Annotated in this window: 25 protein-coding genes and 1 rRNA gene (1 of these 26 cut by a window edge); 16 read left to right on the top strand and 10 right to left on the bottom strand. The window is 61.3% G+C overall.

Annotation, left to right across the window (positions count from 1 at the left end; translation table 11 throughout):
* The first annotated feature begins 154 nt into the window (after positions 1–154).
* The 5 genes from Q0X23_RS15815 (at position 155) to Q0X23_RS15795 (ending at position 4,275) form a co-directional block, all read left to right on the top strand.
* Positions 155–670, top strand: a complete 516-nt coding sequence (locus Q0X23_RS15815) for a DinB family protein (RefSeq protein WP_119342357.1) — start codon at positions 155–157, stop codon at positions 668–670.
* Positions 670–978 carry a DUF1905 domain-containing protein gene (locus tag Q0X23_RS15810; RefSeq protein WP_240637305.1) on the top strand — a complete coding sequence of 103 codons (309 nt, stop codon included), beginning with the start codon at positions 670–672 and terminating at the stop codon, positions 976–978. Before Q0X23_RS15815 ends, Q0X23_RS15810 begins: the two co-directional genes overlap by 1 nt.
* Positions 975–1,490 carry a DinB family protein gene (locus Q0X23_RS15805; RefSeq protein ID WP_119342356.1) on the top strand — a complete coding sequence of 172 codons (516 nt, stop codon included), beginning with the start codon at positions 975–977 and terminating at the stop codon, positions 1,488–1,490. The genes Q0X23_RS15810 and Q0X23_RS15805 overlap by 4 nt, the downstream gene beginning before the upstream one ends.
* A gap of 164 nt (positions 1,491–1,654) precedes the next feature.
* On the top strand, positions 1,655–3,547 hold the full coding sequence (gene speA, locus Q0X23_RS15800; RefSeq protein WP_297861258.1) for a biosynthetic arginine decarboxylase: 1,893 nt from the start codon (positions 1,655–1,657) through the stop codon (positions 3,545–3,547).
* A 14-nt stretch (positions 3,548–3,561) separates the two neighbouring features.
* Entirely contained in the window at positions 3,562–4,275 is a 714-nt protein-coding gene (locus Q0X23_RS15795; protein ID WP_371862147.1) for an FAD-dependent oxidoreductase, read from the top strand.
* A gap of 38 nt (positions 4,276–4,313) precedes the next feature.
* Here the strand turns inward: Q0X23_RS15795 and mutY are convergent, their stop codons facing one another.
* The 6 genes from mutY to Q0X23_RS15765 all read right to left on the bottom strand — a co-directional run bounded on the left by mutY (position 4,314) and on the right by Q0X23_RS15765 (position 8,971).
* Positions 4,314–5,312 carry an A/G-specific adenine glycosylase gene (gene mutY, locus Q0X23_RS15790; protein WP_297861257.1) on the bottom strand — a complete coding sequence of 333 codons (999 nt, stop codon included), beginning with the start codon at positions 5,310–5,312 and terminating at the stop codon, positions 4,314–4,316.
* A 22-nt stretch (positions 5,313–5,334) separates the two neighbouring features.
* Positions 5,335–5,748, bottom strand: coding sequence for a CoA-binding protein (locus Q0X23_RS15785; RefSeq protein ID WP_119342358.1), 414 nt, complete (start codon positions 5,746–5,748; stop codon positions 5,335–5,337).
* A complete protein-coding gene (locus Q0X23_RS15780) occupies positions 5,732–6,310 on the bottom strand; it encodes an ankyrin repeat domain-containing protein (RefSeq protein WP_297861256.1) in 579 nt (192 codons plus the stop codon). Before Q0X23_RS15780 ends, Q0X23_RS15785 begins: the two co-directional genes overlap by 17 nt.
* Before the next feature lie 34 nt (positions 6,311–6,344).
* On the bottom strand, positions 6,345–7,259 hold the full coding sequence (locus Q0X23_RS15775; protein ID WP_297861255.1) for a metallophosphoesterase: 915 nt from the start codon (positions 7,257–7,259) through the stop codon (positions 6,345–6,347).
* Between the two features lie 2 nt (positions 7,260–7,261).
* Positions 7,262–7,480: a hypothetical protein gene (locus Q0X23_RS15770; RefSeq protein WP_119342352.1), complete on the bottom strand. Its 219-nt coding sequence runs from the start codon at positions 7,478–7,480 to the stop codon at positions 7,262–7,264.
* A gap of 99 nt (positions 7,481–7,579) precedes the next feature.
* Positions 7,580–8,971 carry an Ig domain-containing protein gene (locus Q0X23_RS15765; RefSeq protein WP_297861254.1) on the bottom strand — a complete coding sequence of 464 codons (1,392 nt, stop codon included), beginning with the start codon at positions 8,969–8,971 and terminating at the stop codon, positions 7,580–7,582.
* 138 nt (positions 8,972–9,109) lie between these two features.
* On the opposite strand from Q0X23_RS15765, the gene dcd reads away from it, so the two are divergent.
* From dcd to Q0X23_RS15750, 3 genes are all read left to right on the top strand, one after another.
* Entirely contained in the window at positions 9,110–9,658 is a 549-nt protein-coding gene (gene dcd / locus Q0X23_RS15760) for a dCTP deaminase (RefSeq protein WP_119341950.1), read from the top strand.
* Between the two features lie 211 nt (positions 9,659–9,869).
* Entirely contained in the window at positions 9,870–10,418 is a 549-nt protein-coding gene (locus tag Q0X23_RS15755; RefSeq protein WP_297861263.1) for a peptidylprolyl isomerase, read from the top strand.
* A gap of 44 nt (positions 10,419–10,462) precedes the next feature.
* The gene (locus Q0X23_RS15750; protein ID WP_119341962.1) at positions 10,463–11,569 is read left to right on the top strand and encodes an ATP phosphoribosyltransferase regulatory subunit; all 1,107 of its coding nucleotides are present in this window, start codon (positions 10,463–10,465) and stop codon (positions 11,567–11,569) included.
* Between the two features lie 201 nt (positions 11,570–11,770).
* Here the strand turns inward: Q0X23_RS15750 and Q0X23_RS15745 are convergent, their stop codons facing one another.
* The gene (locus Q0X23_RS15745) at positions 11,771–12,238 is read right to left on the bottom strand and encodes an Lrp/AsnC family transcriptional regulator (RefSeq protein ID WP_206074927.1); all 468 of its coding nucleotides are present in this window, start codon (positions 12,236–12,238) and stop codon (positions 11,771–11,773) included.
* 122 nt (positions 12,239–12,360) lie between these two features.
* Between Q0X23_RS15745 and Q0X23_RS15740 the strand changes: the two genes are divergently transcribed.
* From Q0X23_RS15740 to Q0X23_RS15720, 5 genes are all read left to right on the top strand, one after another.
* The gene (locus Q0X23_RS15740; RefSeq protein ID WP_119341953.1) at positions 12,361–13,545 is read left to right on the top strand and encodes a PLP-dependent aspartate aminotransferase family protein; all 1,185 of its coding nucleotides are present in this window, start codon (positions 12,361–12,363) and stop codon (positions 13,543–13,545) included.
* 425 nt (positions 13,546–13,970) lie between these two features.
* Positions 13,971–14,618: a GntR family transcriptional regulator gene (locus Q0X23_RS15735; RefSeq protein ID WP_297861253.1), complete on the top strand. Its 648-nt coding sequence runs from the start codon at positions 13,971–13,973 to the stop codon at positions 14,616–14,618.
* Positions 14,619–14,698: 80 nt separating this feature from the next.
* A complete protein-coding gene (locus tag Q0X23_RS15730; RefSeq protein ID WP_119341963.1) occupies positions 14,699–15,664 on the top strand; it encodes a tripartite tricarboxylate transporter substrate-binding protein in 966 nt (321 codons plus the stop codon).
* 10 nt (positions 15,665–15,674) lie between these two features.
* Positions 15,675–16,106 (top strand): tripartite tricarboxylate transporter TctB family protein, encoded by a 432-nt coding sequence (locus tag Q0X23_RS15725; RefSeq protein WP_119341955.1) that lies wholly within the window; start codon positions 15,675–15,677, stop codon positions 16,104–16,106.
* Between the two features lie 9 nt (positions 16,107–16,115).
* Complete coding sequence (locus tag Q0X23_RS15720) at positions 16,116–17,627, top strand: tripartite tricarboxylate transporter permease (protein WP_119341956.1); 1,512 nt, start codon at positions 16,116–16,118, stop codon at positions 17,625–17,627.
* Between the two features lie 33 nt (positions 17,628–17,660).
* Here Q0X23_RS15720 and Q0X23_RS15715 read toward each other — a convergent pair whose 3' ends face one another.
* Complete coding sequence (locus Q0X23_RS15715) at positions 17,661–18,269, bottom strand: hypothetical protein (RefSeq protein WP_119341957.1); 609 nt, start codon at positions 18,267–18,269, stop codon at positions 17,661–17,663.
* Between the two features lie 214 nt (positions 18,270–18,483).
* Here Q0X23_RS15715 and Q0X23_RS15710 point away from each other — a divergent pair, with 214 nt between their 5' ends.
* Positions 18,484–18,789, top strand: a complete 306-nt coding sequence (locus Q0X23_RS15710; RefSeq protein ID WP_119341958.1) for a hypothetical protein — start codon at positions 18,484–18,486, stop codon at positions 18,787–18,789.
* 43 nt (positions 18,790–18,832) lie between these two features.
* Here the strand turns inward: Q0X23_RS15710 and Q0X23_RS15705 are convergent, their stop codons facing one another.
* The gene (locus Q0X23_RS15705; RefSeq protein ID WP_119341959.1) at positions 18,833–20,503 is read right to left on the bottom strand and encodes a DEAD/DEAH box helicase; all 1,671 of its coding nucleotides are present in this window, start codon (positions 20,501–20,503) and stop codon (positions 18,833–18,835) included.
* Between the two features lie 290 nt (positions 20,504–20,793).
* On the opposite strand from Q0X23_RS15705, the gene Q0X23_RS15700 reads away from it, so the two are divergent.
* Positions 20,794–22,569 carry a stalk domain-containing protein gene (locus tag Q0X23_RS15700; RefSeq protein ID WP_170148316.1) on the top strand — a complete coding sequence of 592 codons (1,776 nt, stop codon included), beginning with the start codon at positions 20,794–20,796 and terminating at the stop codon, positions 22,567–22,569.
* Here Q0X23_RS15700 and glp read toward each other — a convergent pair.
* Complete coding sequence (gene glp, locus Q0X23_RS15695; protein WP_119341961.1) at positions 22,566–23,783, bottom strand: gephyrin-like molybdotransferase Glp; 1,218 nt, start codon at positions 23,781–23,783, stop codon at positions 22,566–22,568. The genes Q0X23_RS15700 and glp overlap by 4 nt on opposite strands.
* A gap of 252 nt (positions 23,784–24,035) precedes the next feature.
* On the opposite strand from glp, the gene Q0X23_RS15690 reads away from it, so the two are divergent.
* Positions 24,036–24,150, top strand: a 23S ribosomal RNA gene (locus Q0X23_RS15690); it runs 2,775 nt beyond the window's last position.

Here is a 24,150-nt window from a genome sequence, read left to right as displayed (position 1 = left end):
TGGGCTTCTCTGGGTTATTCACAAATCCAGTTTAGAAGCCCCTTCCTTTGCTCAACCGAATTTTTTATATGACTCCAGTACGTCCCTGCCTATGCAGACTGACATAAATACGCTAAAATCATATTTATAGCCGGGTTGTGCGTAAGGAAAACGTATGAATGATTCTATTTTGGAGGCCCTGCTGGACTCTTATGCGCGCAACAACGCCATCTTGCTGAATCTGCTTCAGGCACTGCCTGAAGGGGGTCTGGATGCACAGGTACTCGAGGGCAGCCCGAGCATTGCGCAGCAGTACGCGCACATGCAGCAAACCCGTCTGTTCTGGCTGGGCCAGGTCGCGCCCGAGTTTGCTACGGGTATGAACCAACTCTTCCGCCAGGCCGGGGAGGAATGGGTGGCCGAACGTGAAACTGCCTGCATCGAGCAAGCACTGAACCAGAGCGCCCACGCCGTGTGTGAGGCGGTACGGGATCGGCTACATACCGGCCAGGCCATGCAGGGGCCACACGCTTCCTACGATCACCCTATTCTTTTGCTTCAACACCTGCTCTGGCACGAGGGCTACCATGTGGGGCAGATCAAGCTAGCCCTTAAGGCTACTGGCTACAGCATGCCGGAGGAAGTGGAAGAAAAAGCCATCTGGAGCCAGTGGCGAACGGAGGTTTGGTGATGATGGGCCTGCAGTTCAGCGGTGAAATCTGGGAGTGGCGCGGGCCTGCGCCGTTCTACTTTGTGACCGTTCCCGAGGAGCAAAGCCAGGCCATCAAGAGTGCCGAACGGTTGCTGACCTACGGCTGGGGCATGATTCCAGTGAAGGTGCGCATCGGAAAGACCGAGTGGAGGACCTCGCTTTGGCCCAAGGACGGTCGGTATGTGCTTCCGCTCAAAGACCAGGTGCGCCAGGCCGAGCGCCTGGAAGTGGGTCAGACGATCACGGCGAAGCTCGAGGTCAGCCCAGAGCGGAACAGGAAGCGATGAACATCCCCGAGATGTACAACTACCTGGTTCGCGCGCGCCGCGAGTTGTGGGGGGTACTCGAGGCTGTCCCAGACGATGTGCTGTCGCGCCCCCTGCTGGCTGGCGAGCGCTTCCACTGCATCAAAGACCTGGTGTTTCACCTGGCCAGCGTGGAGGACTCCTGGCTGCATGAGGACATAATGCGTACGGAGCCGGTGTTGATGAACATGCCGGCCCTGAGGAACACCACCGGCGGACCGGCGTACGCGGGCTTTGCCCTGCACGCCCTGCTGGACTACTGGAAGGCTGTCGAGCAGAGCACCCGGGCCTATCTCACCGCGCTCACCGATACCGAATTAAAGCGGGTGCTGAGCCCGCACGACGACCTCGAGCAGCGCTACACGGTGGAGAGCATCCTGTGGCACGTGATGCTGCACGAAGTGCGGCATACCGCGCAGATAGCTTTGCTGTTGCGTATCCAGGGCATTAAGCCGCCCGCCCTGGACTTGCTGTGGTTCTTGCCTAGGTTTTGAGGCCCTCGACATAAAAGCGCGTTGCGCCTACAGGCTGTTCATGTTTGTGCGGGGTGGCTATAGCATTGGGGGGCAGTTTGCCCTACACTCTCTTCTGGACAGCGCACGGCGAATGCCCCTCTGACATTCCACCCGTAGCCTGTGTGAGGAGACCCGGATTCAAGTTGGAGAAGCTCAAACGTTACACTGCCAAGGATGCCGAAGAAACCTACCTCGTCCCCCACTGGGCGGCGGGGTTTTTTCGGGTAGGGGAGGATGGCGAGCTCGAGGTCACCCCTGAAGGGCCGGATGGCCCCAGCGCTTCGCTGTACGAAATTGTGCAGGATCTGCGCGATGAAGGCCGCCCGCTGCCGGTGATGCTGCGTTTCCCGCAGATTTTAGAAGCCCGGGTCCTGGCGCTCAACGAAGCCTTCAAGCGGGCCATCAAGAAGTACCACTACCACGCCGGTTATCAGGGGCTTTTCCCGGTCAAGGTGAACCAGCGGCGTATGGTGGTCGAAACGGTGGCTCGAGCCGGCAAGCAGTACGCCTACGGCCTCGAGGCCGGTTCCAAAGCCGAGTTGGCCCTGATTCTGGCCCAGGATTTGCACCCCGAGTCCATCATTGCCTGCAATGGCTTTAAAGATGACGACTTCATCCGCCTGGCCCTGATGGGCAAAAAGCTGGGCAAAAACGTGGTGATTACTCTGGAGAAATTTGCCGAGCTGGGGCGGGTTATTCGCATTGCGCAGGAGCTGGGGGTGGAGCCCCAGATTGGCATCCGCTACAAGCTCAAGACCAAGGGTTCGGGGGCCTGGGAGGAGTCTGGGGGCGAGGCGGCCAAGTTTGGCTTTACCACCCCTGAAATTATCCGGGCCGTGGACATCCTGGCTGAAGCCGGGATGCTGGGCACCATTGCCATGCTGCACTCGCATATCGGCAGCCAGGTAACGGATATCCGCCGCATCAAGCAGGCCGTTCGCGAAATAGCCCAGACCTACGTACAGCTTCGCAAGCTGGGGGCTCCGGTGCGCTACCTGAACCTGGGGGGCGGCCTGGCCGTAGACTACGACGGCTCCAAGACTGCCTTCTACGCCTCGGCCAACTACACCCTGGAGGAATACGCCGAAGACCTGGTGTACGTGACCAAGGAAATCTGCGATGGCCACGGAGAACCGCACGCCATCCTGGTGACCGAGTCGGGGCGGGCCGTGACCGCCTACCACAGCGTGCTGATTTTGGAAGTGGTGGATACCATCCGTCCTCCAGGCGAAGAAAAGCTCGAGCAGCCCAAGGATGCCCACCCGGTGGTGAAGGACATGTTCGACCTGGCCAGGGGGATCTCGGCCAAAAATTACCGCGAGGTCTACCACGACGCCTTCGCCAACAAGGACACCATCCAGAACCTCTATGACCTGGGCCTCATCTCGCTGCGCGACCGGGCCGCTGCCGAGGCGCTCTTCTACCAGATTGCCCGCAAAACCCTGAAGCTGGCCCTGGAGCTCGACTACCCTGCCGACGAGCTCGAGGACCTGCAAAAGATGCTGGCCGACAAGCTGGTCTGCAATTTTAGCCTTTTCCAGAGCCTGCCCGACACCTGGGCCATCAAGCAGATGTTCCCCATCGTGCCGCTCTCTCGCCTGAACGAGCGCCCCACCCGCGAGGCCACCCTGGTCGACATCACCTGCGACTCCGATGGCAAGATCGACCGTTTCATAGACACCCACGACGTGCGCAACACCTTGCCTGTACACGAAATTCGTCCGGGAGAACCTTACTATCTGGGGGTTTTCCTGACCGGGGCCTACCAGGACGTGCTGGGCATGAGTCATAACTTGTTTGGCCGCATCGGCGAGGCTCACGTGGTCGTGGATGAAGATGGCTACGACATCGAGCGCTTCATAATAGGAGAGAAAGCCCGCAAGGTAATCGAAAAGATGGGCTACGAGGAGGGTGAACTGGCCGAGGCCGTAGAAAAGCTGGTGCGCTCCTCCAAGAAACTTACCCCGGCTGAGAAGGGATCTTTCATGGAACTGTACGCGCGGGAACTGGTGGGATATACATACCTGGAAGACTAGCCCTAATCGTACCAATGACGCCAATCGCTGACTACGACGTACTGATTGTGGGTGCTGGCTTTGCCGGTTCCGAGGCCGCCTACGCCCTGGCTAAACGTGGGGTGCGGGTGGGGCTTGTGACCACCAGTCTGGACTCGGTGTTTCTGCCCTTCACGCCTATCCAGGCCCCCTTTCCCAGCGGCTCTTTGCTGGCCGAGGTGGGTCAGGAGGGCCTGAAGGGTTGGGAACTCCACAGCAGGGCCAAGTATCGCCTGGAAAACCAGCCCAACCTGCACCTCCTGCAACTCTCCGTGACCGGCTTGCTGCTGGAAGGGCAGGCCGTGGCGGGCATCCGAAGCTGGGAGGGGCCACGCAAAACCGCGCCAGTAGTGGTGCTGGCGGTGGGCAGTTTTCTTTTGCCCAGGCTCTATATTGGCAGCGTGGCCGAGGAGGCCGGGCGGCTCTCGGAGGTGGCTTACCCCGACCTGTACCAGTACCTTCAGCAGTTGGGTTTTGCCTTTATTACCCAGGGGGCCCAGGTTGCTGAGCAGAGCGGAACGCCTGGTTACCGGGTGGAGTACCAGGTTTTCGCGCCCGGCGAGTGGGACTCAGCGACCTTCCGTCTGCATCGCCTGGGGGGGTTGTACGCAGTGGGGCTGTGTGTGCTGGGGCAGGGGACCTATGCCCAGATGGCCGAGGAAGGGATGCGGCTTGCGGAAAGCCTGCAGACTACAGTCAATCGTCGATAGTTGAATGACCATAGACCTATAGACCACGCAACTTGCAACTACAAAAGCCGTAGAGACTTGGTTTCAACCAACTTTAGTATCTTGCGATCCAGCCGCGATAAAGGGCGCTGCCCGGGGTTTTCTTTGGCCTCGTAGGGGGCTTTGTAGACCTGGATGTTCAGTTTGCGGTGCGTGAAGTCGTGGCGAACCGCGCCCACTGGCTCAGCTTTGTCCAGCCCAAAGCGGGCCAGCAAGCGCTCTAAAGCCCCTGGGTCTTCCTCCATCGGAACCCCCCAAAGCCCGCCCAGCACGGGGCCCTGGCGCAGTTCCAGGTGGACGCCCGCAGGCCCCTGCAAGACCAGCGCTACCATCTCGAGGCTTTTCTGCAGGCGTTTTTGGGCGGCAGGGTAGCGCTCGGGGTGGTTCTTTCCCTGGCAGAACGGGGCTACCGGGCAGGCCCCGCAGCTTGGGTTTTTGGGGGTGCAAACCGTGGCCCCCAGCTCCATCAGGGCCTGATTCCAGTTGCCGGGTGTGTCTCTATCGCCTCTGCGGTTCACCAGCTGGGCCATCAGGGTATCGGCGGTCTCCTGCACCTGTTTGGGGCTTGGCTTTTCCCAGGCAAACAGGCGCGACAACACCCGCCGCACATTGCCGTCTACCGTTGCGACGGGCTCCCCAAAGGCCATCGAGGCCACTGCGGCGGCGGTGTAGGGGCCGATACCGGGCAGGGCGAGCAGTTCAACGGACGAGCAGGGAAGCGCCTGGCCAGCGAAAACAAGCTGTTGGGCCAGCTTGTGCAGGTTGCGGGCCCGGGCGTAGTAACCACAGCCCTGCCAGGCCTTCAAAACATCTTCCTGGCTGGCTTGGGCTAGGGTTTCCAGGTTGGGAAATTGCTGCAAGAAGCGCTGGTAGTAGGGAATGGCCTGCTCGACCCGGGTCTGCTGCAAGAGCATCTCCGATAGCAAAATTCTGTATGCGTCAGATTCCCCCCGCCACGGCAGCTTGCGCTTGTGGTGCTGGTACCAAGTAAGCAGGGCTTTATGGAGGTTGCTGGGCATGGAAAAGCCGTGGTTGAGCGGTTCAGCAAAAGGCCTGGCCGAAAAGCTGCCGATGCACAACCATCAAGCAGCGATCCTGCACGACCGGTATGCCGGCCTGTCGCAGGGTTTCGGCAAAGGCCTCGTGCACAATCCCCGATTGTAGCCAGACCAGCCTGGGCTTGACGGCCAGAATCTCCTCCAGGTGGCCCGGCAGGGCCTCGCTCCGCCGGAACACGTTCACAATGTCGATGGGTGGCTCGAGTTCGCTCAGCGTGGCCACAATGGTACGCCCCCAGAGTTCCTGCCCCGCATAGGCAGGATTCACCGGCAGCACGCTGTAGCCGCTTTGGGTCAGATAGTCCGGTACATAGAAGGCCGCTTTGGCGGGGTTGGGATGGGCACCCAGCACCGCAATGGTGCGGGCCTGGAGCAAGAACTCACGCAGATTTTCCACCCAGGCCTCCATTCAAAAGTTCGATGATCTCGGTAAAGCCGGCTTCCTGGGCTACCTGCAAGGGGGTTTTACCCTGAAAATTTGGCAGGCTCAGGTCGGGGTGAGCGTTGGTCAGGAGCCAGCGCACGGCCTCAGTATGGCCTTGCATGACCGCCAGCTGCAAAGCCTGCTCAACCCCTTCTCTGGCTCCATACCTCCAGACCAGCTCGAGCATTTCCGGCAGCCCCGAGAGCGCTGCGTGGGGCAGCAAGGGTATGCCGTGGGCGCTTTTGTGCTTTGCGCGTGAGGGGTCACGCTTCAACATGGCCTGAACGGTTTCTACCTGCCCCAGCATGGCTGCGGTGGAGATTTCCAGAGGGGCTCCTCTGGATAGCAGAAACGCCACAATGGCTCGACTCCCCACATGGGCGGCCCCTTGAATGGCTGTTTCGGTATCGCCGGGCCGCCATTCGTGGGCCAGATTTAGCAACTCCGGGGTTTCATCCAGCATAGCCTGCACTTTTGCCAGATCGCCATGTCCAGCAATCACAAACTCACGGATGCGCTCGAGGGAGAGGCTCATGGGGGTAGCTTACAGCAGGCCATCGGCAGTCCGGCTAGACAAACCGCTCGGGGTGGGTGACCTGGTAGAGCCGCCAGGAGTCCCAGTCTCGGGGTCTGGTTTGAGCTTCGGCCCACTGCCAGAAGTGCATTAGCATAGAGCGCGCCGTGCGGGTTTCGTGGTAGAAGATGTCGGCCCCCAGCCCGCCTGCTTCCATCAGGCCCGAGTCGTAATAGGCCTGCAGGGCGACTTGCAGGTTGTAGGGAATCTGGCGAAAGTCCACCTGCACGTGGTTTTCCCCGATTTCCACCACCACATACTGAGCCCTTACGTCGCCGTTGAAGGGCGCCCCCACGGCCCCGCTGTTGAGCACCAGGGCCTCGCCCAACTGGTACATGAAGGGGCGGTGGGTATGTGACCCCACCAGCAGGCGGGCCGGGTAGTCCTCGCTGATTTCCACCAGGGTGCTCAGGGTTTGGTGTTCGTCGTAGCCTTCACGGTAGTGACGGGGCGAGCCATGGGTAGCCCGCACCAGCACGCTTTCACCCAGGCCTTCGGCTTTATCCAGGCCCAGGGCCCGCCGGGGTGCTTCCTCGATTACCACTTGAAAAGGCAGGCTGCCCAGCCAGTCCAGATGGTCCCGAGAGAGCTGGGCCACCGACCAGGCCGTGGGCTCGAACAAGGGGTCGGTGTAAAGGTCGTTGAGCGAAGGGTCGCGCTGGGCCCATTTGACCAACAAGTCGTCGTGGTTGCCCAGGGTAAACCAGAAGCCCTCGGGGGCCAGGGCGCGGCCTTGTTTGGAAGACGACAGGTCCAGCAGACGTTCCAGTACCTCGCGGTTGGAAGGCCCCCGGTTCACGATATCGCCATTGACTACCACCAGCCGGGGCCGGACTTCCTGCAGGTCGGCCAGGACGGCCTCGAGCGCCGGAAGATTGCCGTGAATATCCGACAAGATGGCAACGCGCATACTCAGTTTCCGGGTGCGAAGGGGTTGCGCTGCAGGGTGATGATGCCGGTGACCAGGGCCACTATAGCCAGCAGGCTAACGATGCTCAGGGCCTGTAAAAGCATCCAGAAAAAGTCCCGCAGACCCCACAAGGGAGAGGTTTTGGGGGTTTGGCGCAGTAGCAAAAACCCTGTCAGGGTAATAACCCACAAAAACGCCAGAACCACCAGCGCTCTGCCCACAGCTTTTTAGGATAACAGCCCAACCCAATTCCAAATAGCACAGTTCCCACCATTGCGCCAAACGCTACATGCGTGCGTTCTACAGGAGTACAGGCTGCTTCACTTGCCATCTGAGTTGTCGGGGTTTTCCTCGTCGCCGGGGCTGGAGTCCCCTGAACCCGAACCAGGTGTCCCACTGCCGGGTGGGGTTCCGGCAGGCGGTGTGGGGGGCGCAGGGGTGCGCTGATTGGGGGGCGGCGGGGCTTGTCCGGCGTTTACGCTGGCCCAGGCATAAGAGGCGCGCAGCATGTCCAGGTCTTTCTGGTCTACTACGCCATCGCTGTTGAGGTCGCCTTCCAGTTTTGGGGTGACGGGGGCTGATGCCTGGGGTACTGGCGTGGCCGAATCCTTAGGGGGTGAGGGGGGGCCTGGTGGGGTCGGTGTGGAGGTGGGCTGGACTGGTTCGGGTTGGGCGGGCTGCGCTTGACCAGGTTGGGCGGGCTGCGCTTGACCAGGTTGGGCGGGCTGCGCGGGGCTGGGGGGTACGGGTTCGCTGGGGGGGGTGTTCTCGGCAGCGCTGGGGGGGTTGGCGGCCTGGTTTTCGGAGGAAGCGGGCGGGGTCGCTTGTGCTTCGGTCTGGCCTTGAGGGGAGCTGTTTTCAGGGGCTTGGGGGGTGTTGGCCGCAGGCGCTTGGGGAGCGGTGGTAGTCAGGCGGCGGCCCCAGTTGCGGGCAAGGGCCTCGAGGTCGCTGTACTTGTAGCGCCCCTGAGTGCTTACCCGCTCGATGGCCTGGGCGTTGCCGGCCAGTTTGCCGTTTTTGTCGTAGAAGGCCACCCGGGTTTCGCGGAAGCTGGCTTCGGGCCGCACCTTTTTGTCGGGCAAGGGGGCGGCGGTGAAGCGAAAAACTTCGAAATCTTTGCGTGGGCCGATAAAGGCGGCATCAATATCCACCAGGCCCTTTTCCTCATCGTAGCGAAGCACATAGAGTACGCCGGCATCGGCCTTGAAGGTATCCAGGGTAGCTTTGAGGTCTTTTAGGGGAATTTGTGCCTGAAAGCCCCTGGCCTCGCGGTCGCGCACCCGGAACAGGTAGGGGAAGGGGTCGGATACCTCGGCCAGGGGGAAGACCTGGTCGAGCCGGGGGGGCGGGGTTTCCCCTATGACCAGGGTTACTTTTTGGGTGCGATTGGAAAGGTTGGCGTCCTCTACGCTCACCGTGAGCTCGAAGTTGCCCTTTTCCTGGGGCGTGCCGCTGATGCGCCCGTTGCTGTAGGTGAGGCCTTTGGGCAGGTTGCCCTCGAGGCTGAACTTGTAGGGCCGGATGCCGCCGTCTGCGGTGAGGGTGGTGCTGTAGGGTTCATCTACATAACCCGTGTCGATTCGAAGTGTCAGACGAAGGGGTTGACGGCTTTGGTTGTTTTGGCTGTCCGAACCGCAGGAGGCCAGCAGAATACCTAAGAATACGGGTAAACTCGCCCAAAGAACCCTGCTCAATACCGGTAACCCGCGCATGAGTCCAGTTTAGACCGCCGGATGAAGCCTGGTTGTGAAAATGGCCTGGCTATTACTCATGCGGGTACAACAATGGGGCCTCCACGATAAGCGTGATGGGGCATGCCTTCAGCGTTTGGGGCTTGTATAGTGTGGGGCATGAGTGTTAAGCCCGACTGGTGGATACGTGAAAAAGCCAAGCAAGGCATGATTGAGCCCTTCGAGGAGCGCCTGGTGCGCGATGGGGTGATCAGCTACGGGCTCTCGAGCTTCGGCTATGACCTGCGGGCGGCCCGCGAGTGGAAAATTTTCGCCAACGTGTTTCACACCATTGCCGACCCCAAAGGCCTGGATCCCAAGAGCTTTGTGGACTACGAAGGCGACGAGGTGATCATCCCACCCAATTCCTTTGTGCTGGCCCGCAGCATGGAATATATCCGCATGCCCGATAACGTTCTGGCCATCGCCATCGGCAAAAGCACCTACGCCCGGGTGGGCATCGTGGCCAACATCACCCCCCTGGAGCCAGGCTGGGAGGGGCATGTGACCCTCGAGTTCTCCAACACCACCCCCCTGCCGGCCAAGATGTATGCCGGGGAGGGCGTGGTGCAACTGGTGTTCTTCGAGGGGGAGCGCCCGGAGGTAACCTACAGCGACCGCAAGGGCAAATACCAGGGCCAGCAGGGCATTACCCTGCCCAGGATTTGAGTGAAGCCCAAAGCTGAAGGCTCAACCCCGAAAAGCAAAACCTTCACTGCCCTCGACACCTGGCCCTGAACCCTTCTGGCGTGTTCTCATCTGGGTAAGTAAACTGTTCCAGATGCGCGTTGCTTTGATCGTTGCCGTTCTGGTGGCCCTGGCCGCTGCCGCCTTTTTCTTGTGGCAGGGGAGTGGAGCAGACCGCAGTTTTGGAGGAAACATGGAAGCCCTGCCCTACAAGTCCGACAAGCCCGTGACCAAGTTTGCTAAAGCCGAGCAGGTGATTGACCCTGCCAAATTCGACTACTACGCCGAAATTGAAACCAGCAAGGGAAAAATCGGTATAGATTTATATGAAACAGAAGCGCCCAACACGGTCAACTCGTTTGTATTTTTGGCCCTCCACCGATACTTTGAGGGCATTGTGTTTCACCGGGTCATTCCGGGGTTTGTGGCCCAGACCGGCGACCCCACCGGCACCGGCATGGGCGGCCCCGGCTACCAGTTTGGGCTGGAAGTGACCCCCAAGCTCAACTACGACAAAAAAGGCGTGCTGGGTATGGCCCGCACCATGGATCCAAACTCCAACGGCAGCCAGTTCTTCATCACCTACGGCCCCACCCCCAACCTCAACCAGCAGTACACCATTTTTGGGCAGGTGGTACAGGGAATGGATGTGGTGGAAAATATCAACCCCACCGAAGGCCCCCAGGCCCGCCGGGAACGCGACAAGATTTTGTCGGTGAAGATATTTGCGAAGAGCAAATAGGCTTTAGCTCCGAGCCGATGGCTTTTGGGCTATCCGGTACCTGCATGATTCCCGAAGGCACCCGCTACTTTCTGCCCCCCGAGGCCCGCCAGCGCCGCGAACTGCTGGAGCGGCTGGCAGGGCTCTTGTATGGCTGGGGGTACGAGCCGGTAGAGCTGCCCTCACTGGAAATCTACGACCCACAACACACCCTGGCCGAGCGCGCTTTCAAGCTCGTAGACAAAACCGGCGAGGTACTGGCTTTGCGCTCGGAGTTTACCACCGCGGTAGCAGGGCTTCTGCGTAGCAACGGGCGGTTGGTGTCGGGCCAGCCGGTGCGCATGCAGTATGCCGGAACCCTCTGGCTGCGCGAGGCCAACGCCGAACTGGGGCGCAGCCGCGAGTTTAGCCAGGTGGGGGCCGAGCTGGTGGGGGTGAGCAGCCCCCAGGCCGACGCCGAGGTGCTCGAGCTGGCCTGGGAAGCTTTGCAACTCATTGGCTTCCCCGAGGCTAAGATCGAGGTGGGGCTGCCCGCCCTGGTGCGGGATTTGCTGGACGCCACGGGCTTGCCCGAAGAAAAAAAGGAGCGCTTGCGCCAGGCCATCCACCGCAAGAACAGCCCTGAGCTGGAGTCCTTGCTGAAGGACTATCTGGTACACCCCAGCTTGCAAAAGGCCCTGCTGGCCCTGCCCGACCTGTACGGCGGGCGGGAGGTGCTGGAAGAAGCCCGCAGGCTGCCCCTCTCGGGCAAAGCCCAGGCCGACCTGGACTGGCTCGAGGCCGTCCTGGCCCTGCTGCCCGAAGTACCGTTGCTTCTTGACCTTGGCCGGGCCCGGCTCCTGACCTTCTACACCGGCCTCAACTTCCAGGCCTACACCCCCGACTTTGGCCTGCCCCTGCTGGGCGGGGGCCGCTACGATGGGGCTTTGCTGCCTTATGCGGCGGGCTTTGCTCTGGGGCTCGAGCGGGTCATGGAGGCGCTACGCCTGCCGTTGTCCGAGGTCCCGCCAGAGGTACTGGCGCTGGATCGGGCTCTGGCCCGAAAGCTGCGCTCGGAGGGCAAGCGGGTAGAACTGGCCTGGACAGCCAACCTGCGCGACCTGAAGGAGTACGCTTTGGAAAAAGGAATCCGCTGGCTGGCGGTAGAGGGGCGGCTCGAGCCCATCGGGTAATACCGGATTCAAAAAGACTGGCTAGGAAACCAAAAACCCCAAAGGTCGTCTTTTTGAATCCTGGAGCACACCCCTCCCGAACGGTCGGCGAAAAAAGCATCTCCCTTTCCAAGGGGCGGTATCGCCCTCCGCTACGCGGATAACTTCGGCCCTGTTGATTCGTTACCGTTCGGTAACGAATCAACCGCACCTGGTATGTGTTCACACTGGCAACTCGGTGGTGCTCTTAACCTGCCGCAGCACCGCCGAGGAGATTACCGTGCTCAGGCCCGGAATGGCGGTGAGGTGATCCAGTAAAAATTTCTGAAACTCGTTCAGGTCGGCCACCATAATCTTGAGCAAAAAGTCGTCCTCGCCCATCACCACGTGGCATTCGGTGACCTCGGGGTATTTAAGCACCTCCTGCTCAAAACGCTCCACATCGGCGCGGCTTTTGTGGTCGAGCTTGACCCGCACAAATACGCACAGGCTGCGGCCGATTTTGTCCTTGTCCAGGAGGGCCACATAGCCCCGAATCACCCCCAGTTCCTCCAGTCGCCGAACCCGGCGCAGGCAGGTTGAGGGGGAAAGGTGAACCTGCTCGGCGAGTTCGCTGTTGGGGATGTGGGCCTGGCGCTGGAGGATGCTCAAAATTTTGCGGTCTTTTTTGTCCAGTTCAATAGTTGCCATGAGATTGCTCCATCTTAGCATTTTGTGCAATTTGATTGCATCAAAGAGCGAAAAATCGGGCGTTATCGCAAACTTTTGCCGTCCAAATGGTGCTACGCTAAAAGTAAATCCGAGGTATGCTTATGAAAATCAGAACCCAGGCCGTGCACGCCGGACACCACCCCGACCCCATGACCGGAGCCCATGTGGTGCCCATCTACAGCACCTCTACCTTCGCCTATGGTTCGTTTGCCAGGGGAGAGCGGCTTTTTGCCGGGGAGGAGGCGGGCTATATCTACGGGCGCGTCGGTAACCCCACCGTGCGGGCCTTCGAGGAGAAGCTGGCCAGCCTCGAGGGGGCCGAAGATGCAGTGGCCTTTGCCAGCGGAATGGCCGCCATCAGCGCGCTGTGCAACACCCTGCTGGCCCCCGGCGACGAAATCGTGTATCTGGCCCCTCTGTACGGCGGCACCGAGGGCTACTTTCTGGAGACCCTGACCAAATTTGGGGTGCGGGTAACCGACGCGGGGAGTGTGGAGAACCTGCCCCAGGTCCTTTCGCCTGCCACCCGGCTGATCTACCTCGAGACCCCCACCAATCCCACCCTGCGCATCTACGACCTAGCGGCGGTGGCCCAGCTTGCCCGCGCAAGAGGAGTGCTGACGGTGGTGGATAACACCTTTGCCACCCCCTACCTGACCCGCCCCCTGCAGCACGGTATTGACCTGGTGCTGCACTCGGCCACCAAATACCTGGGCGGCCACGGCGACTGCCTGGCAGGGGTGCTGGCCGGCCCCAGGGAGCCCATGGAGGCAGTGCGGGCCGAGGGGCTGCGGCATATCGGCGGTACCTTGGGGGCCTTCGAGGGCTACCTGATGCTGCGGGGCCTCAAGACCCTGCCCCTGCGCATGGAGGCCCACTGCGCGGGTGCAAATCAGGTAGCCGAATACCTCTCCCGGCACCCTGCCGTGCGGCGGGTCTATTACCCCGGCCTGCCCTCCCACCCCGGCCACGAGACGGCCCGGCGGCAGATGCGGGGCTTTGGGGGGCTGGTCTCCATTGAGCTGGAATCCAAACAGGCGGCGGCCATTTTCCTGGATAGCCTGAAGCTTTTCACCCAGGCCGTAAGCCTGGGCGATGTGGAGTCGCTGGCCACCCACCCGGCCTCCACCACTCACCAGCTTCTGCCGCCCGAGATTCGGGCTGCCCACGGCGTCAGCGATGCGCTGGTGCGCCTTTCGGTAGGCATCGAGGACCCCGAGGATTTAATTGCCGACCTCGAGCAAGCCCTTGCCCAGGTAACGCGGGCTACGGCGGCCTCGAGGTAGCCTTTGCTCCAGGGATGAGTATTTGTGGCGAGACGCCGGTTTTTATACCAGATTCGGTTAGTTCGTCACCCTTTGGTGACGAACTAACCCGACCGAAGTTATCCGCGTAGCGGAGGGCGATACCGCCCCTTGGAAGGGTGAGGCTTTTTTCGCCGACCGACAGGGAGAGGTGTGCTCTAGGATTCAAAAAGACAGCCTCTGGTGTTTTTGGTTTTGTAAACTGTCTTTTTGAATCCGGTATTAGGTGTGCTGGCGCCCCGGGTCAAAGGTTTAGGGCTTCAAGGGCCACGTTTGCAGTCCGACAAACCCCATCGGCCATAGACCATTGACTGCAGACGTTTTTTTCCTGCCATCGGCGAAAGGTTTGCACCTTTTCCTGAACCTCGAGTTGAGCTGGTATACCAAAAAGGGTAGCATATCCTTCCATGCTGGCTCCGCAAACCGAAGAGGCTTACCGCCGCCTGCGCCGGATGATTTTGTCGCTGGAACTGAGGCCTGGCGAGCCCCTGGTTGAGCGCAAACTGGAAGAACTGCTGGCGGTTTCCCGAACCCCCATCCGGGCCGCCATTCAACAGCTTTTCCGTGAGGGGCTGGTACAGCGCACGGGCCGGGTCTACACCGTAGCCCCCCTGGATCTGGCGGAACTCGAGGAGGCTTTTGAGTTTCGTACCTGGCTCGAGACCTACGTGGTGCGGGTGGCTGCCTCGCGCCGGCCCAACGCCCGCCAGCTTCGGGAACTGCTGGCCTCGGTAGAAGCCGACCTCGACCCCGAGATCGAACTGGAAAAAGCCACCGATTTCCACCTGGCCCTGGCCAAGCTTACCGGCAACCGCTTTGTGGTGGCCTCGCTGGCCCAGGTTTTGCAACGCATCTACCGGGCCCGCTACCTGGAAATTACCCGCCCCCAGGGGGCCGACCAGGCCCTGAGCGACCACCTGCACTTGATCGAACTGCTGCAGCAGGGGCAGGCCGAGGCGGCAGCAGCCTTTTTGCAGAGGCACCTCGAGCGTTCCCGGGAGGCCTTATTAGAAAGCCTCGAGGGCTCCATTTTGCTGGGCGTACGCTCATCTTGACGCCCAAGGTGGGCCGGATAGAATCAATGACACGCTATACCTTGGGCGATTTTTGCCTGTTGGAGATAGGAGGAACCATGATGCGATTGGCAACTTTAGCTGTAGTTTTGCTGGCTGCTGGAGGGGGGCTGGCCCAGTTCACCCCGCGCAACCCCGAGTGCATCGCCCCTGCCGGGGCAGGCGGCGGCTGGGACTTCACCTGCCGCAGCGTGGCCCAGGTGATGCAAGACCTGAAGATTGTGTCCCAACCCATCAAAACCACCAACCTAACCGGGGGTGGTGGTGGGGTGGCTTATGCCAACGTGGTTACTCAGCGTAACAACGATGCCAACCTGATTGTGGCGGCCAGCCCGGCCACCACGGTGCGGCTGGCCCAGGGGCAGTTCAGCCGCTTTACCGAGCGAGATGTGCGCTGGCTGGGCGCTGTGGCGGCCGACTTTGGCCTGGTGGCGGTCAAGGCCGACGCGCCCTGGAAAACCATGCAAGAGCTGGTGGCGGCCTGGAAAGCCGACCCCTCCAAAATAGCGGTGGGCGGGGGCAGCGCGGTGGGCGGCCAGGACCACATGAAGGTGTTGCTTCTGGGCCGGGCGGCAGGTATTGAGCCGCGTTCCATCAAATATGTACCCTTCGATGGCGGTGGCCAGGCCCTGACCTCCTTGCTGGGGGGCTTTATCCAGGTATTCGCCGGAGATGCTTCGGAGCTTCGGGCCCAGGTGGAGTCCGGTACGGTGCGGGTGCTTGCGATGATGTCGCCCCGTCGCCTCCCTGCGCCCTATGCCAACGTGCCGACCCTTCGGGAGCTGGGCTACAACGTAGACTGGGTGGTCTGGCGCGGCTTCTATGTGCCTAAGAATATGCCCACCGAAGCCTACGAGTTTTGGGCCAGGGCTTTGCGGCAGGTGGAGCGCAGCCAGGAGTGGGCCAAAGTGCGCGAGCAGAACAGCCTGGGTCAGTTCTTCATGACCGGGGCCGAGTTCCAGGTCTTCATCGACCGGCAGGTCAACCAGTTCCGCAACCTCTCCCGCGAACTGGGCATCATCCGCTAGACCCCAGCCGATGGCCGACCGCATCGTAGGCGTCCTGGTCTTGCTGCTGGCCCTGGGGTATGGCCTCGAGGCCAGCCGCATGCAGGTAGGCTTCCTTTCCGACCCTTTGGGCCCCCGGCCTTTCCCCTACATCATTGCTGTATTGATGGGGCTTTCGGCCCTATGGCTCATCTTCAAACCTGACCCCAGCCCCACCTGGCCGCCCGCGCGCTTCTGGCCGGTGCTGGGGCTGGTGCTCTTGAGCCTGGTGGCGTATGCCTATTTGGTGGTGCCGCTGGGTTTTATACTCACCACTACCCTCGAGATGACCTTGCTCTCGCTGCTGTTTGGCGCCCGCTGGTGGCAGGGGCTGGGGGCTGCGCTGGCCTTCACCCTGGCCGTCTACTTCTTGTTCACCGAAGGGTTGGGTGTGACCCTGCCGGTAGGCCGGATTTTCGGATAGGGGAGACCGGTGGACATCCTGCAAGCCCTCCTTAATGGTTTTGGGGTCGCTTTCCAGCCCCTCAACCTGTTCCTGGTGGTGCTGGGCTGCCTGGTGGGTACGCTGATTGGGGTTTTGCCAGGTATTGGCCCTATCAGCGGGGTGGCCCTTTTGGTGCCCCTCACCTTTGCCCTCAAGATGCCGCCCGAGTCGGCCCTCATTTTGCTGGCGGGCATCTACTACGGGGCCATGTACGGCGGCTCCACCACCAGCATCCTGCTCAACATCCCCGGCGAGACCTCCTCGGTGGTCACGGCGCTGGACGGCAACAAGCTGGCCAAGCAGGGCCGGGCCGGCCCCGCACTGGCCATGGCGGCCTGGGGCTCGTTCATTGCCGGCACCCTCTCGGTGGTGGGCCTGATGACCCTGGGCCCCTTGCTGGCCCAGTGGGCCATCCGCTTTGGGCCTGCCGAATACTTTGCCCTGATGGTTTTTGGCTTCTCCACCCTCTCGGCCCTGGCGGGCAAAAACATGTTCAAGGCCCTGATCGCTACCGGCTTTGGCCTGATGCTGGCCACGGTGGGCCAGGACCCCCAGTCGGGCATATCGCGCTATACCTTTGGGCTCTTGCAGCTCGAGGACGGCATGGACTTTCTGGTGGTGGCCATCGGGCTTTTCGCGGTCAGCGAGGTGCTCATGCTTCTGGAGGAGAAGACCCCCGGCGCCATGCGGGCCCAGGTGGGGCGCATCTACCTTTCCTTGCGGGACTTCATGGCCTCGCTGCTCACCATTTTGCGTAGCAGCGTGCTGGGCTTCCTGATAGGGGTTCTGCCGGGGGCCGGAGCCTCCATTGCCAGCTTCGTGGCCTACACCACCGAGAAGCGCCTGCTGGGCGCCAGAGCCCGCTTTGGCGAGGGCGACCTGCGCGGGGTGGCGGCGCCAGAGTCGGCCAACAACGCGGCGGCGGGCGGGGCCATGATTCCCCTCCTGACCCTGGGCCTGCCTGGCAGCGGTACGACTGCCATCATGCTGGGGGCCCTGATCAGCCTGGGGGTCACGCCGGGGCCGCAGATGTTCCAGAAGAACCCCGAGGTGGTCTGGGGCCTGATCGCCTCGATGTACGTGGGCAACGCGGTGCTGCTGCTCTTGAACCTGCCCCTGGTGGGCCTTTTTGTAAGGCTTTTAGCCGTGCCCGCCTGGTTCTTGATTCCGGCGGTGCTGGCCATCAGCTTCATAGGCGTGTATGCAGTCAACAACAACCCCTTCGACCTGCTCCTGATGGCGGCGTTTGGCCTGGTGGGCTACCTGATGCGCAAGCTCGAGTTTCCCCTGGCTCCGGTGTTGTTGGGCCTGGTGCTGGGCTATCTGATGGAGATTAACCTGCGCCGGGCCATGACCATCAGCAACGGCGATGTGGGCTATCTGTTCAGCAGCCCCATTGCCGTCGCGCTGTGGGTACTGGCTGCACTCTCGCTGTTCGCGCCTGTGATAATCGCCCGCTTCCGCAAGCAGGGCTTGGGGCAGGGCGATGAGGAGTTGTAGGCAGGTTAGCAACCGCTGTTCTAGAGGAAGCTTTTAGCGCATTTCCTTTACCAGAACCTGTGCAGTACCAAAGCATCCGGGATCGGTAAAAGCTTCGGTCCCTGAGCCGTTGTTGGCAGCTCTTACCCAAATGCTTACGGTGTGGGTACCTGTCGGCAGGCCCGTCACCACACCGTTCATTGTTGCGTTGACCCCTGTCCCCCCGACTTCATTGCTGAGCACCAGGGCGCGGATTCTCCCGGTTGCTGTGGGGTTGTTGTCGACCCGTAACTCGAAAATGGCCCCATTTGAGCTGGTCAGGGACTGGACGTACAGCCGCCCGGTGAAGGTCAGTTCGATGGTTGAGTTTGCGTCTTGCTTGTTGAAGGTTCCCAGGTCTGCGATTTTGGTGTAGGTGTTTGTGAAGGCTGCAACGGTTTCGCAGGACACTGGAATTGCTGTGCTTCGCAACAGCCCGGTGGTGGGTTTGGCCTCGAGGGTGTCCACGGCTGTCTTCAGGGCTGTAAAATTGGCGTTCAAGGCTGCCGCACTAATAACTTGCCCGGCCGAAAAACTGTTGGGAATTGTCACTGCCAACGCGCTTAACCCCGCCGCTACGATGGATACACCTAAAACGAAGTATTTGAGGTTCTTTCCGTTCATGGTTCCTCCTTTGAGGGCAATATAGTCAACCCAGCGTTATTTAAGCGTTATGTAGACGTCTGCACGATTGGTAATCGGTTTGTGGATTTCGGTCGGACTGTTGTTAGCGTCTGACACCGTCACACGATTTCGCTAGCAACGGATTGGCGGGCCGAGTAGTGGCAATCGTGACCCTCCTTACGACCTCCACCCCCGGTTGCGCTACCCTCAGGGCATGGAACTCCTCGGGTGGTCGCTGGTCATTCTGGCGGTGCTGCTGCTCACGGGTTGGTTGGGGCCCCTTCTGGGGGTGGTGCTGGCCATTGCCGCCCTGCCGGTACTGGCCGTGCTGGGTGTGGTGCTGTTCCCCCTGCTGCTGGTGCTGCTGGTTCTGGGCCTGGTGCTGTGGGTGGTGGGCAGCGCCCTGGGGGTGGCGGCGGGCTTGCTGGGGTTTTTGCTCCAGTGGGGGCTACCTCTCCTGCTTCTGGGAGCGGGTATCTGGCTACTCACCAGAAAGCGACATCCGCGCTTGCAAGCCTAAAAAAAAGCCCCCTCGAGCGAGGGGGCTCTAAGTAGTGTGCTATTTATCGGTACACAATGCGCCGACGCTCACCCTCGCGCCGCTCTTCAAATCCTTCGAGACGGCGCTCACCCTGGCTGCGGCGCTGCCCTCCACCCTGTGAACGGCCCTGGCTCTGACGACTGCCTTGACTACGGAAGCCCTGGCGTTCAGGCAGCCGGGACTCCGCAGGCACCTCGGTGGCTTTCATCAGGCGCAGGTCGCGTAGCACCGAATGGTCGAGCTTGCTCACGTCCTCAGGCCGAATATCCACATAAGCGGCCACCTCGCCGTCCAGGCGAATGCGCCCGATCTCGCCTGCGCCCGCGCCTTTCAGCACTGCAACCACACGGTTCACGCTGAGGCGCGAGCCCGAAAGCTTGAGGGTGACCCAGTTCTCCTCGCCGGTAATCAGGCTCTTGGGGGTGGGGGCTCCGCCCAGAATCAGGGCCAGCATGCCGGCCACGGCGTCCACGCCTCCTTCGGCAATCAGGCGCTCGGCCTGTTCGCGCCAGAGCTTCTTGTCGGCCTCGGGCTGCCTGGCAATCCGGCGGGCCAGCACGGCCCACTTGGCCTCCATGACCTCTTCGGGGGTGGGGGGGTTGACCCGCTTGAAGCTGCGTTTGACCTCGCGCTCGAGGGTCTCCAGTTCGCGCTTCTCGCGGGGGCCATACAGAATTACCACCTTGCCCGAGCGCCCCGCCCGACCCGTGCGGCCCGAGCGGTGCAGATAAGATTCGCTTTGATCCGGCAGGCGGTAGTGTACTACCAGATCGACCTCGGGGATGTCCAGGCCCCGGGCCGCTACATCGGTTGCGACCAGCACGCTTACGGCCCCGCTGCGGAAGCGCTCCATTACGCGCTCGCGGTCAATCTGGCCCATGTCGCCGTGAATGGGGGCCGCGCTGTGGGCCCGGCTTTCCAGGCCCAGGGCCAGGTCGTTGCACTCGGCCTTGGTACTTGTAAAGACGATGGTGCGCTCGGGTGCATAGGCAAAGAGCAGATCCGAGAGCACCGAGATGCGGCCATGGATGGGGGCCTGAATGGCGACTTCCTCGTAGGAGATGGCCTCGTCTTTGATGACATTGATAAGGGTAGCCCCCCGTTGAAAGCGCTCCGAAAGGCGACGCGCCCAGGTGGGTAGAGTAGCCGAGAACAACAGGGTCTGCCGGGTGGCAGGCGTGGCCTCCAGCAGTTGCTCGACCGCTTCCTCAAAGCCCATCGAGAGCATCTCATCGGCTTCGTCGAGCACCACAATCTCGACCCTGGATAGCTCGAGAACGCGCTGCTCCATGTAGTCAATGGCCCGCCCCGGGGTGGCTACTACCACGTCGGTGCCGCGTTTGAGGGCCTCGGCCTGCTTGCCGTAGCCGGTGCCACCGTAGATGGGCGTGATGCTGAGGTGCGGCGCCAGCCACTCGAGTTCCTTGGCGACCTGCAAGGCCAGCTCGCGGGTGGGGGTGAGGATAAAAGCCCGGGGGGCGCGTCCGCGCTCACGGGCGGCATCCAGCCGATGGGCGATGGGGATACCAAAAGCCAGGGTTTTGCCGGTGCCGGTGCGGGCCTGGCCCAGTACGTCCTTGCCCTCCAGGGCCAGTGGGATGGCCGCAGCCTGGATGGGGGTGGCGGTGGTAAAACCTTTGGCTTCGAGGGCCCTGGCAACTTCAGACCTTAACGTAAATGCAGAAAACTCCATGTTTCAAACGTCCTTTTTGGGTGGTGGGCTGAAAAGCCTTCGAGGCGAATCCAACCCTGTAGGGTTCGAGCCGCTCATCCCAGAAAGAACCGAATGTCCAAACTGTACCGAGGTATAGGATGTACGGCTTTGTTGAACCATGCGCTTGGCCGCACCCTGCGGGAAAGTAAGCGCAACCCTTGCAGTGTGGGGGATGGTGTGGGTTTTGTCAAGGGTTATTGGTTGAAAGCCCGAAGCCAAAGGCCCAAAGCGTATGAATATTGCCTAAAAATCAGACTATTACCGATTTTTTGGCTATCAGCTTTGGGGCTTTAGGATACTTCTTTACACGGCTTCTGTTATCCTTGGCCCTCGAGGTGATTGTGCGCTGGTTTGTGTTGCTTTTGTGGATTGCTGTCGGTGCTTCTGCGCAGCAGCTTGCCACCCGTCAGTTGGTACTGGACTTCGAGGGGGGGCTGGCCTACCTTAATGGTTCGCCCATCACCCTGAACCCCCCTGCCCGTGTGGTGGAGGGGCGGGCCCTTATTCCGGTGCGGGAGGTGGCCCGGGTACTGGGGGTCAGCCTGGAGAACCTGAACCATGGCACCCAGGGGGTGCGGCTGGGTAAGCTGGAACTTTACCCCGCTTTGGGCCAGGCCCGCCTGGACGGACGGCCTTTGGGTTTGAACGAGGTGGGGCAGTTGCAGGATGGGGTGATGTACGTTTCGGCCCGCGCCCTGGAAGCGGCCCTGGGGGCTACCGTGGTGTTCGATCCGCTACAGCGCATGCTCACCCTGACCTATACCCACGGTGCCATTGCGCGGGACACCACCCGTCCGGTTGCGCGTTTTGCTACCGACAAGCAGGAGTACAAAATCGGGGAGCCGGTGCGTATCATCGAGTACTCCTATGACCCCGACGGGCAGCCGCTTTCCCTGAGCTTTACCGGACGCGAAGAAGCCTACTTCACCCCTGGCGAGAAACTGATTACCCTGGTGGTCACCAATCGCGCAGGGCGCAGCAGCGAGCCTTTTTCCCGGCGCATCGTGGTGCGGCCCGAGGTTATGTACAGTGCGCGCGATTATGCCCTGCGCTTTTACAGTTTGGGGCGCCTCTTTCTCGACTCCGAGATACTGAGCTATCCGGTTCTTGCGACCGATAAGCAGGACGGGGACATACCCCTGCTGGTCTCCAACTCCCCCGAACAGGTCGCGCGCTCGGGGGTGCTTTATGCCGACGCAATAAGCGGATCGGCTCGCCTCCTGGCCTATCACCAGAACGCCCTACCGACTCCGGCCCGGCTGGTGGTGCTGGTGAGCAACGTGGACATAGTGCCGGTTCAACTTAAAGTCGAGCGGCTGGGCGAGACGGCGGCTACCCGGGTAGTGGCGGTGCTGGGGCAGGTGAGCCTGATGGACTTCTTGCTGGCTCAGGCAGGCGAGCAGGTGCGCCTTGAGCCTGGCCAGACGGCGGCGCTCTACCGATCGGACCCGCTGGCTACCGGACAGGGCCTCAACCTGATGGTCGATCTCCAGGCCAGTGGTCAGGTCAACCTGACGGTGGCGATGATCGAGGAGAGCTTGCTGCCTGCGCTCAGCAAAGAGGGGCTGGCTTCTCTGCTGCCCTTGCTGCCCAACCTCGAGCCCGATGGTATCCATGTGCGCGGTACTTTTCCATCGGCGCTGCGTACCCTGCGGGTGCGACTGGAAGGCATGGTGGGCCGCATCGTGATTGGTGATGGGGTTTTTGACCCAACGCCTGCCGGCATGGATGCCCTCACGGGTCAGCTTGTGCGCCTTCGGGGCCACTACGGCCTTACCTACCGGGTTGTGCTGGACGGGGCACTCAACACTGTGGGCGCTTTCTCTCCCCGCGGGGGGGCTTATGCGGGTGCCATCCGGGTCAACGGCCTCTTGCAGCCTGTGCCGTCCAATGGGGTGCTTTTGCGCCCGGACAACCCCCTGATTTTCTTCCGCGAAACCCAGAATGATCAGGTTACCATCGAGCTCATACCGGCTTCCGGTTCGTATCTGCCGGTGAATCTGGTGGTGTACCGACTGCAGCCACTAGAGGCCACCCGGCCCTAAGAAGCCCCCGGAAAGGGAATTACATCTACCGAATCGCCAGGCTGCGCCAAGAGGCCGGCCTCGAGCACCACCAGCGCATTCCCCACCGCCATCGAGTTCAGCACGCCGCTGGACTGGTTGCCGGTGCTGGCCACGCGGTAGCGGTCGTTTTCCCAGCGCAGTACGGCCCGCCGGTAGGCCCGCCGGGTAGGGTTGGCCTCGAAAGGGGTATCGGCCACAGCCCTCAGCAGGCTGTAAGGCGCATCGGTGCGGCCTAATAGTTTGAAGAGAAAAGGCCGCCCGAAGAGCAAAAACGTCACCATCGCCGAGACCGGATTGCCCGGCAGGCCCATCAGGGGTAGCCCGTTCCAGGTCGCAAAGAGCAAGGGGCCCCCCGGCTGCAACTTGACCTTCCAGAAATGGATCTCACCTTCGCGCTCCAGCATCTGCCGCACGATGTCGTACTCGCCCATCGAAACCCCACCCGTCGTGAGGAGCAGGTCAAGTTTGCCAGCTCGCTGTAGCTGGGCCCGAACTCCCTCTACACTGTCCGACGCTTTGGGTAAGATGACGGGCTCACCGCCTGCCTCCAATACCAGGCCCGCCACCGAGTAGCTATTGGAGTTGTAGACCCCGCCATAGGGTAGCGGCTCCCCTGGCTCAACCACCTCGTCGCCGGTGGACAGAATACCCACCCTGGGCCGCCGAACCACCGGCAGTTGGTCGTAGCCCATGGCCGCTGCCAGCCCCACCCGGCCGGGGGTGAGTAAATCGCCCTTGTGCAAATACGTCTGCCCCAGCACCAGGTCGTCGCCCTTGCGGCGAATGTCGGCAGCCGAGGCCGGTTTCATCAGCCAGACATAATCGCCCTCCCGCAGGGTGTCTTCCACCCGAATCACCGCATTGGCCCCTCTGGGGATGGGGGCGCCGGTAAAAACCTGCACGGCTTCTCCGGGCTCCAGCTTTCCGGTGAATGGTTTGCCGGCGGGTGATTGACCGACCACTTTGAGCTTGACCGGGTTACCCAACGAGGCGCCCCTGGTGTCGGCCTCGAGGCAGGCATAGCCGTCTACTGCCGTATCGTCGGTGTAGGGGTGGTTAACCTTAGCACTTAGTTCTGCGCCCAAAATGCCGCCGTAGGCAGCGGTCAGGGGCAATAGCTCAATGCTTTCCAGGGGTTTGGCCTGTTGCAATACAATCTCAAGGGCTGCTTCGACGGTAATGTTCTGCTTCATAGCTTCTATCCTATCCAGTTGGGGTTATCTTCGTGATACAAGGACGTCCCCCCTATTGACACATCCAAACACCTTTGATATTCTTCTCGTTGCGCCCCAATACGAAGGCTGGCGCGAGGATCATGACAAAGGGGTAGTAGATAAGGGAAGGAAGTCCATCCTGGACGTTATCTATTGTGCGAGCGATAGAGGGGATTCAGGGTGGGTGTGAATAGACCTAATCTCTGGGGGTGACTCTAGAGAGGGAATAAAGGTCAAGATAGAACGGGCACACGGTGGATGCCCTGGCACCTAAGCCGATGAAGGACGTGATTACCTGCGAAAAGCCCGGTGGAGCTGGTAGTAAGCTTTGATACCGGGATATCCG

It is taken from the genome of Meiothermus sp. (assembly GCF_026004115.1).
Classification (GTDB): Bacteria; Deinococcota; Deinococci; order Deinococcales; family Thermaceae; genus Meiothermus.
Note: the sequence above shows the minus strand (reverse complement) of the source record. Positions and strands in the feature narration are given on the sequence as shown.

Bases quoted from the DNA above. Each gene is read 5' to 3' on its own strand.
- Q0X23_RS15815 (WP_119342357.1), top strand. From the start codon at position 155: ATGAATGATTCTATTTTGGAGGCCCTGCTGGACTCTTATGCGCGCAAC.
- Q0X23_RS15810 (WP_240637305.1), top strand. From the start codon at position 670: ATGATGGGCCTGCAGTTCAGCGGTGAAATCTGGGAGTGGCGCGGGCCT.
- Q0X23_RS15805 (WP_119342356.1), top strand. From the start codon at position 975: ATGAACATCCCCGAGATGTACAACTACCTGGTTCGCGCGCGCCGCGAG.
- Q0X23_RS15795 (WP_371862147.1), top strand. From the start codon at position 3,562: ATGACGCCAATCGCTGACTACGACGTACTGATTGTGGGTGCTGGCTTT.
- mutY (WP_297861257.1), bottom strand. From the start codon at position 5,312: ATGCCCAGCAACCTCCATAAAGCCCTGCTTACTTGGTACCAGCACCAC.
- Q0X23_RS15780 (WP_297861256.1), bottom strand. From the start codon at position 6,310: ATGAGCCTCTCCCTCGAGCGCATCCGTGAGTTTGTGATTGCTGGACAT.
- Q0X23_RS15775 (WP_297861255.1), bottom strand. From the start codon at position 7,259: ATGCGCGTTGCCATCTTGTCGGATATTCACGGCAATCTTCCGGCGCTC.
- Q0X23_RS15765 (WP_297861254.1), bottom strand. From the start codon at position 8,971: ATGCGCGGGTTACCGGTATTGAGCAGGGTTCTTTGGGCGAGTTTACCC.
- dcd (WP_119341950.1), top strand. From the start codon at position 9,110: ATGAGTGTTAAGCCCGACTGGTGGATACGTGAAAAAGCCAAGCAAGGC.
- Q0X23_RS15755 (WP_297861263.1), top strand. From the start codon at position 9,870: ATGGAAGCCCTGCCCTACAAGTCCGACAAGCCCGTGACCAAGTTTGCT.
- Q0X23_RS15750 (WP_119341962.1), top strand. From the start codon at position 10,463: ATGATTCCCGAAGGCACCCGCTACTTTCTGCCCCCCGAGGCCCGCCAG.
- Q0X23_RS15745 (WP_206074927.1), bottom strand. From the start codon at position 12,238: ATGGCAACTATTGAACTGGACAAAAAAGACCGCAAAATTTTGAGCATC.
- Q0X23_RS15740 (WP_119341953.1), top strand. From the start codon at position 12,361: ATGAAAATCAGAACCCAGGCCGTGCACGCCGGACACCACCCCGACCCC.
- Q0X23_RS15735 (WP_297861253.1), top strand. From the start codon at position 13,971: ATGCTGGCTCCGCAAACCGAAGAGGCTTACCGCCGCCTGCGCCGGATG.
- Q0X23_RS15730 (WP_119341963.1), top strand. From the start codon at position 14,699: ATGCGATTGGCAACTTTAGCTGTAGTTTTGCTGGCTGCTGGAGGGGGG.
- Q0X23_RS15725 (WP_119341955.1), top strand. From the start codon at position 15,675: ATGGCCGACCGCATCGTAGGCGTCCTGGTCTTGCTGCTGGCCCTGGGG.
- Q0X23_RS15715 (WP_119341957.1), bottom strand. From the start codon at position 18,269: ATGAACGGAAAGAACCTCAAATACTTCGTTTTAGGTGTATCCATCGTA.
- Q0X23_RS15710 (WP_119341958.1), top strand. From the start codon at position 18,484: ATGGAACTCCTCGGGTGGTCGCTGGTCATTCTGGCGGTGCTGCTGCTC.
- Q0X23_RS15705 (WP_119341959.1), bottom strand. From the start codon at position 20,503: ATGGAGTTTTCTGCATTTACGTTAAGGTCTGAAGTTGCCAGGGCCCTC.
- glp (WP_119341961.1), bottom strand. From the start codon at position 23,783: ATGAAGCAGAACATTACCGTCGAAGCAGCCCTTGAGATTGTATTGCAA.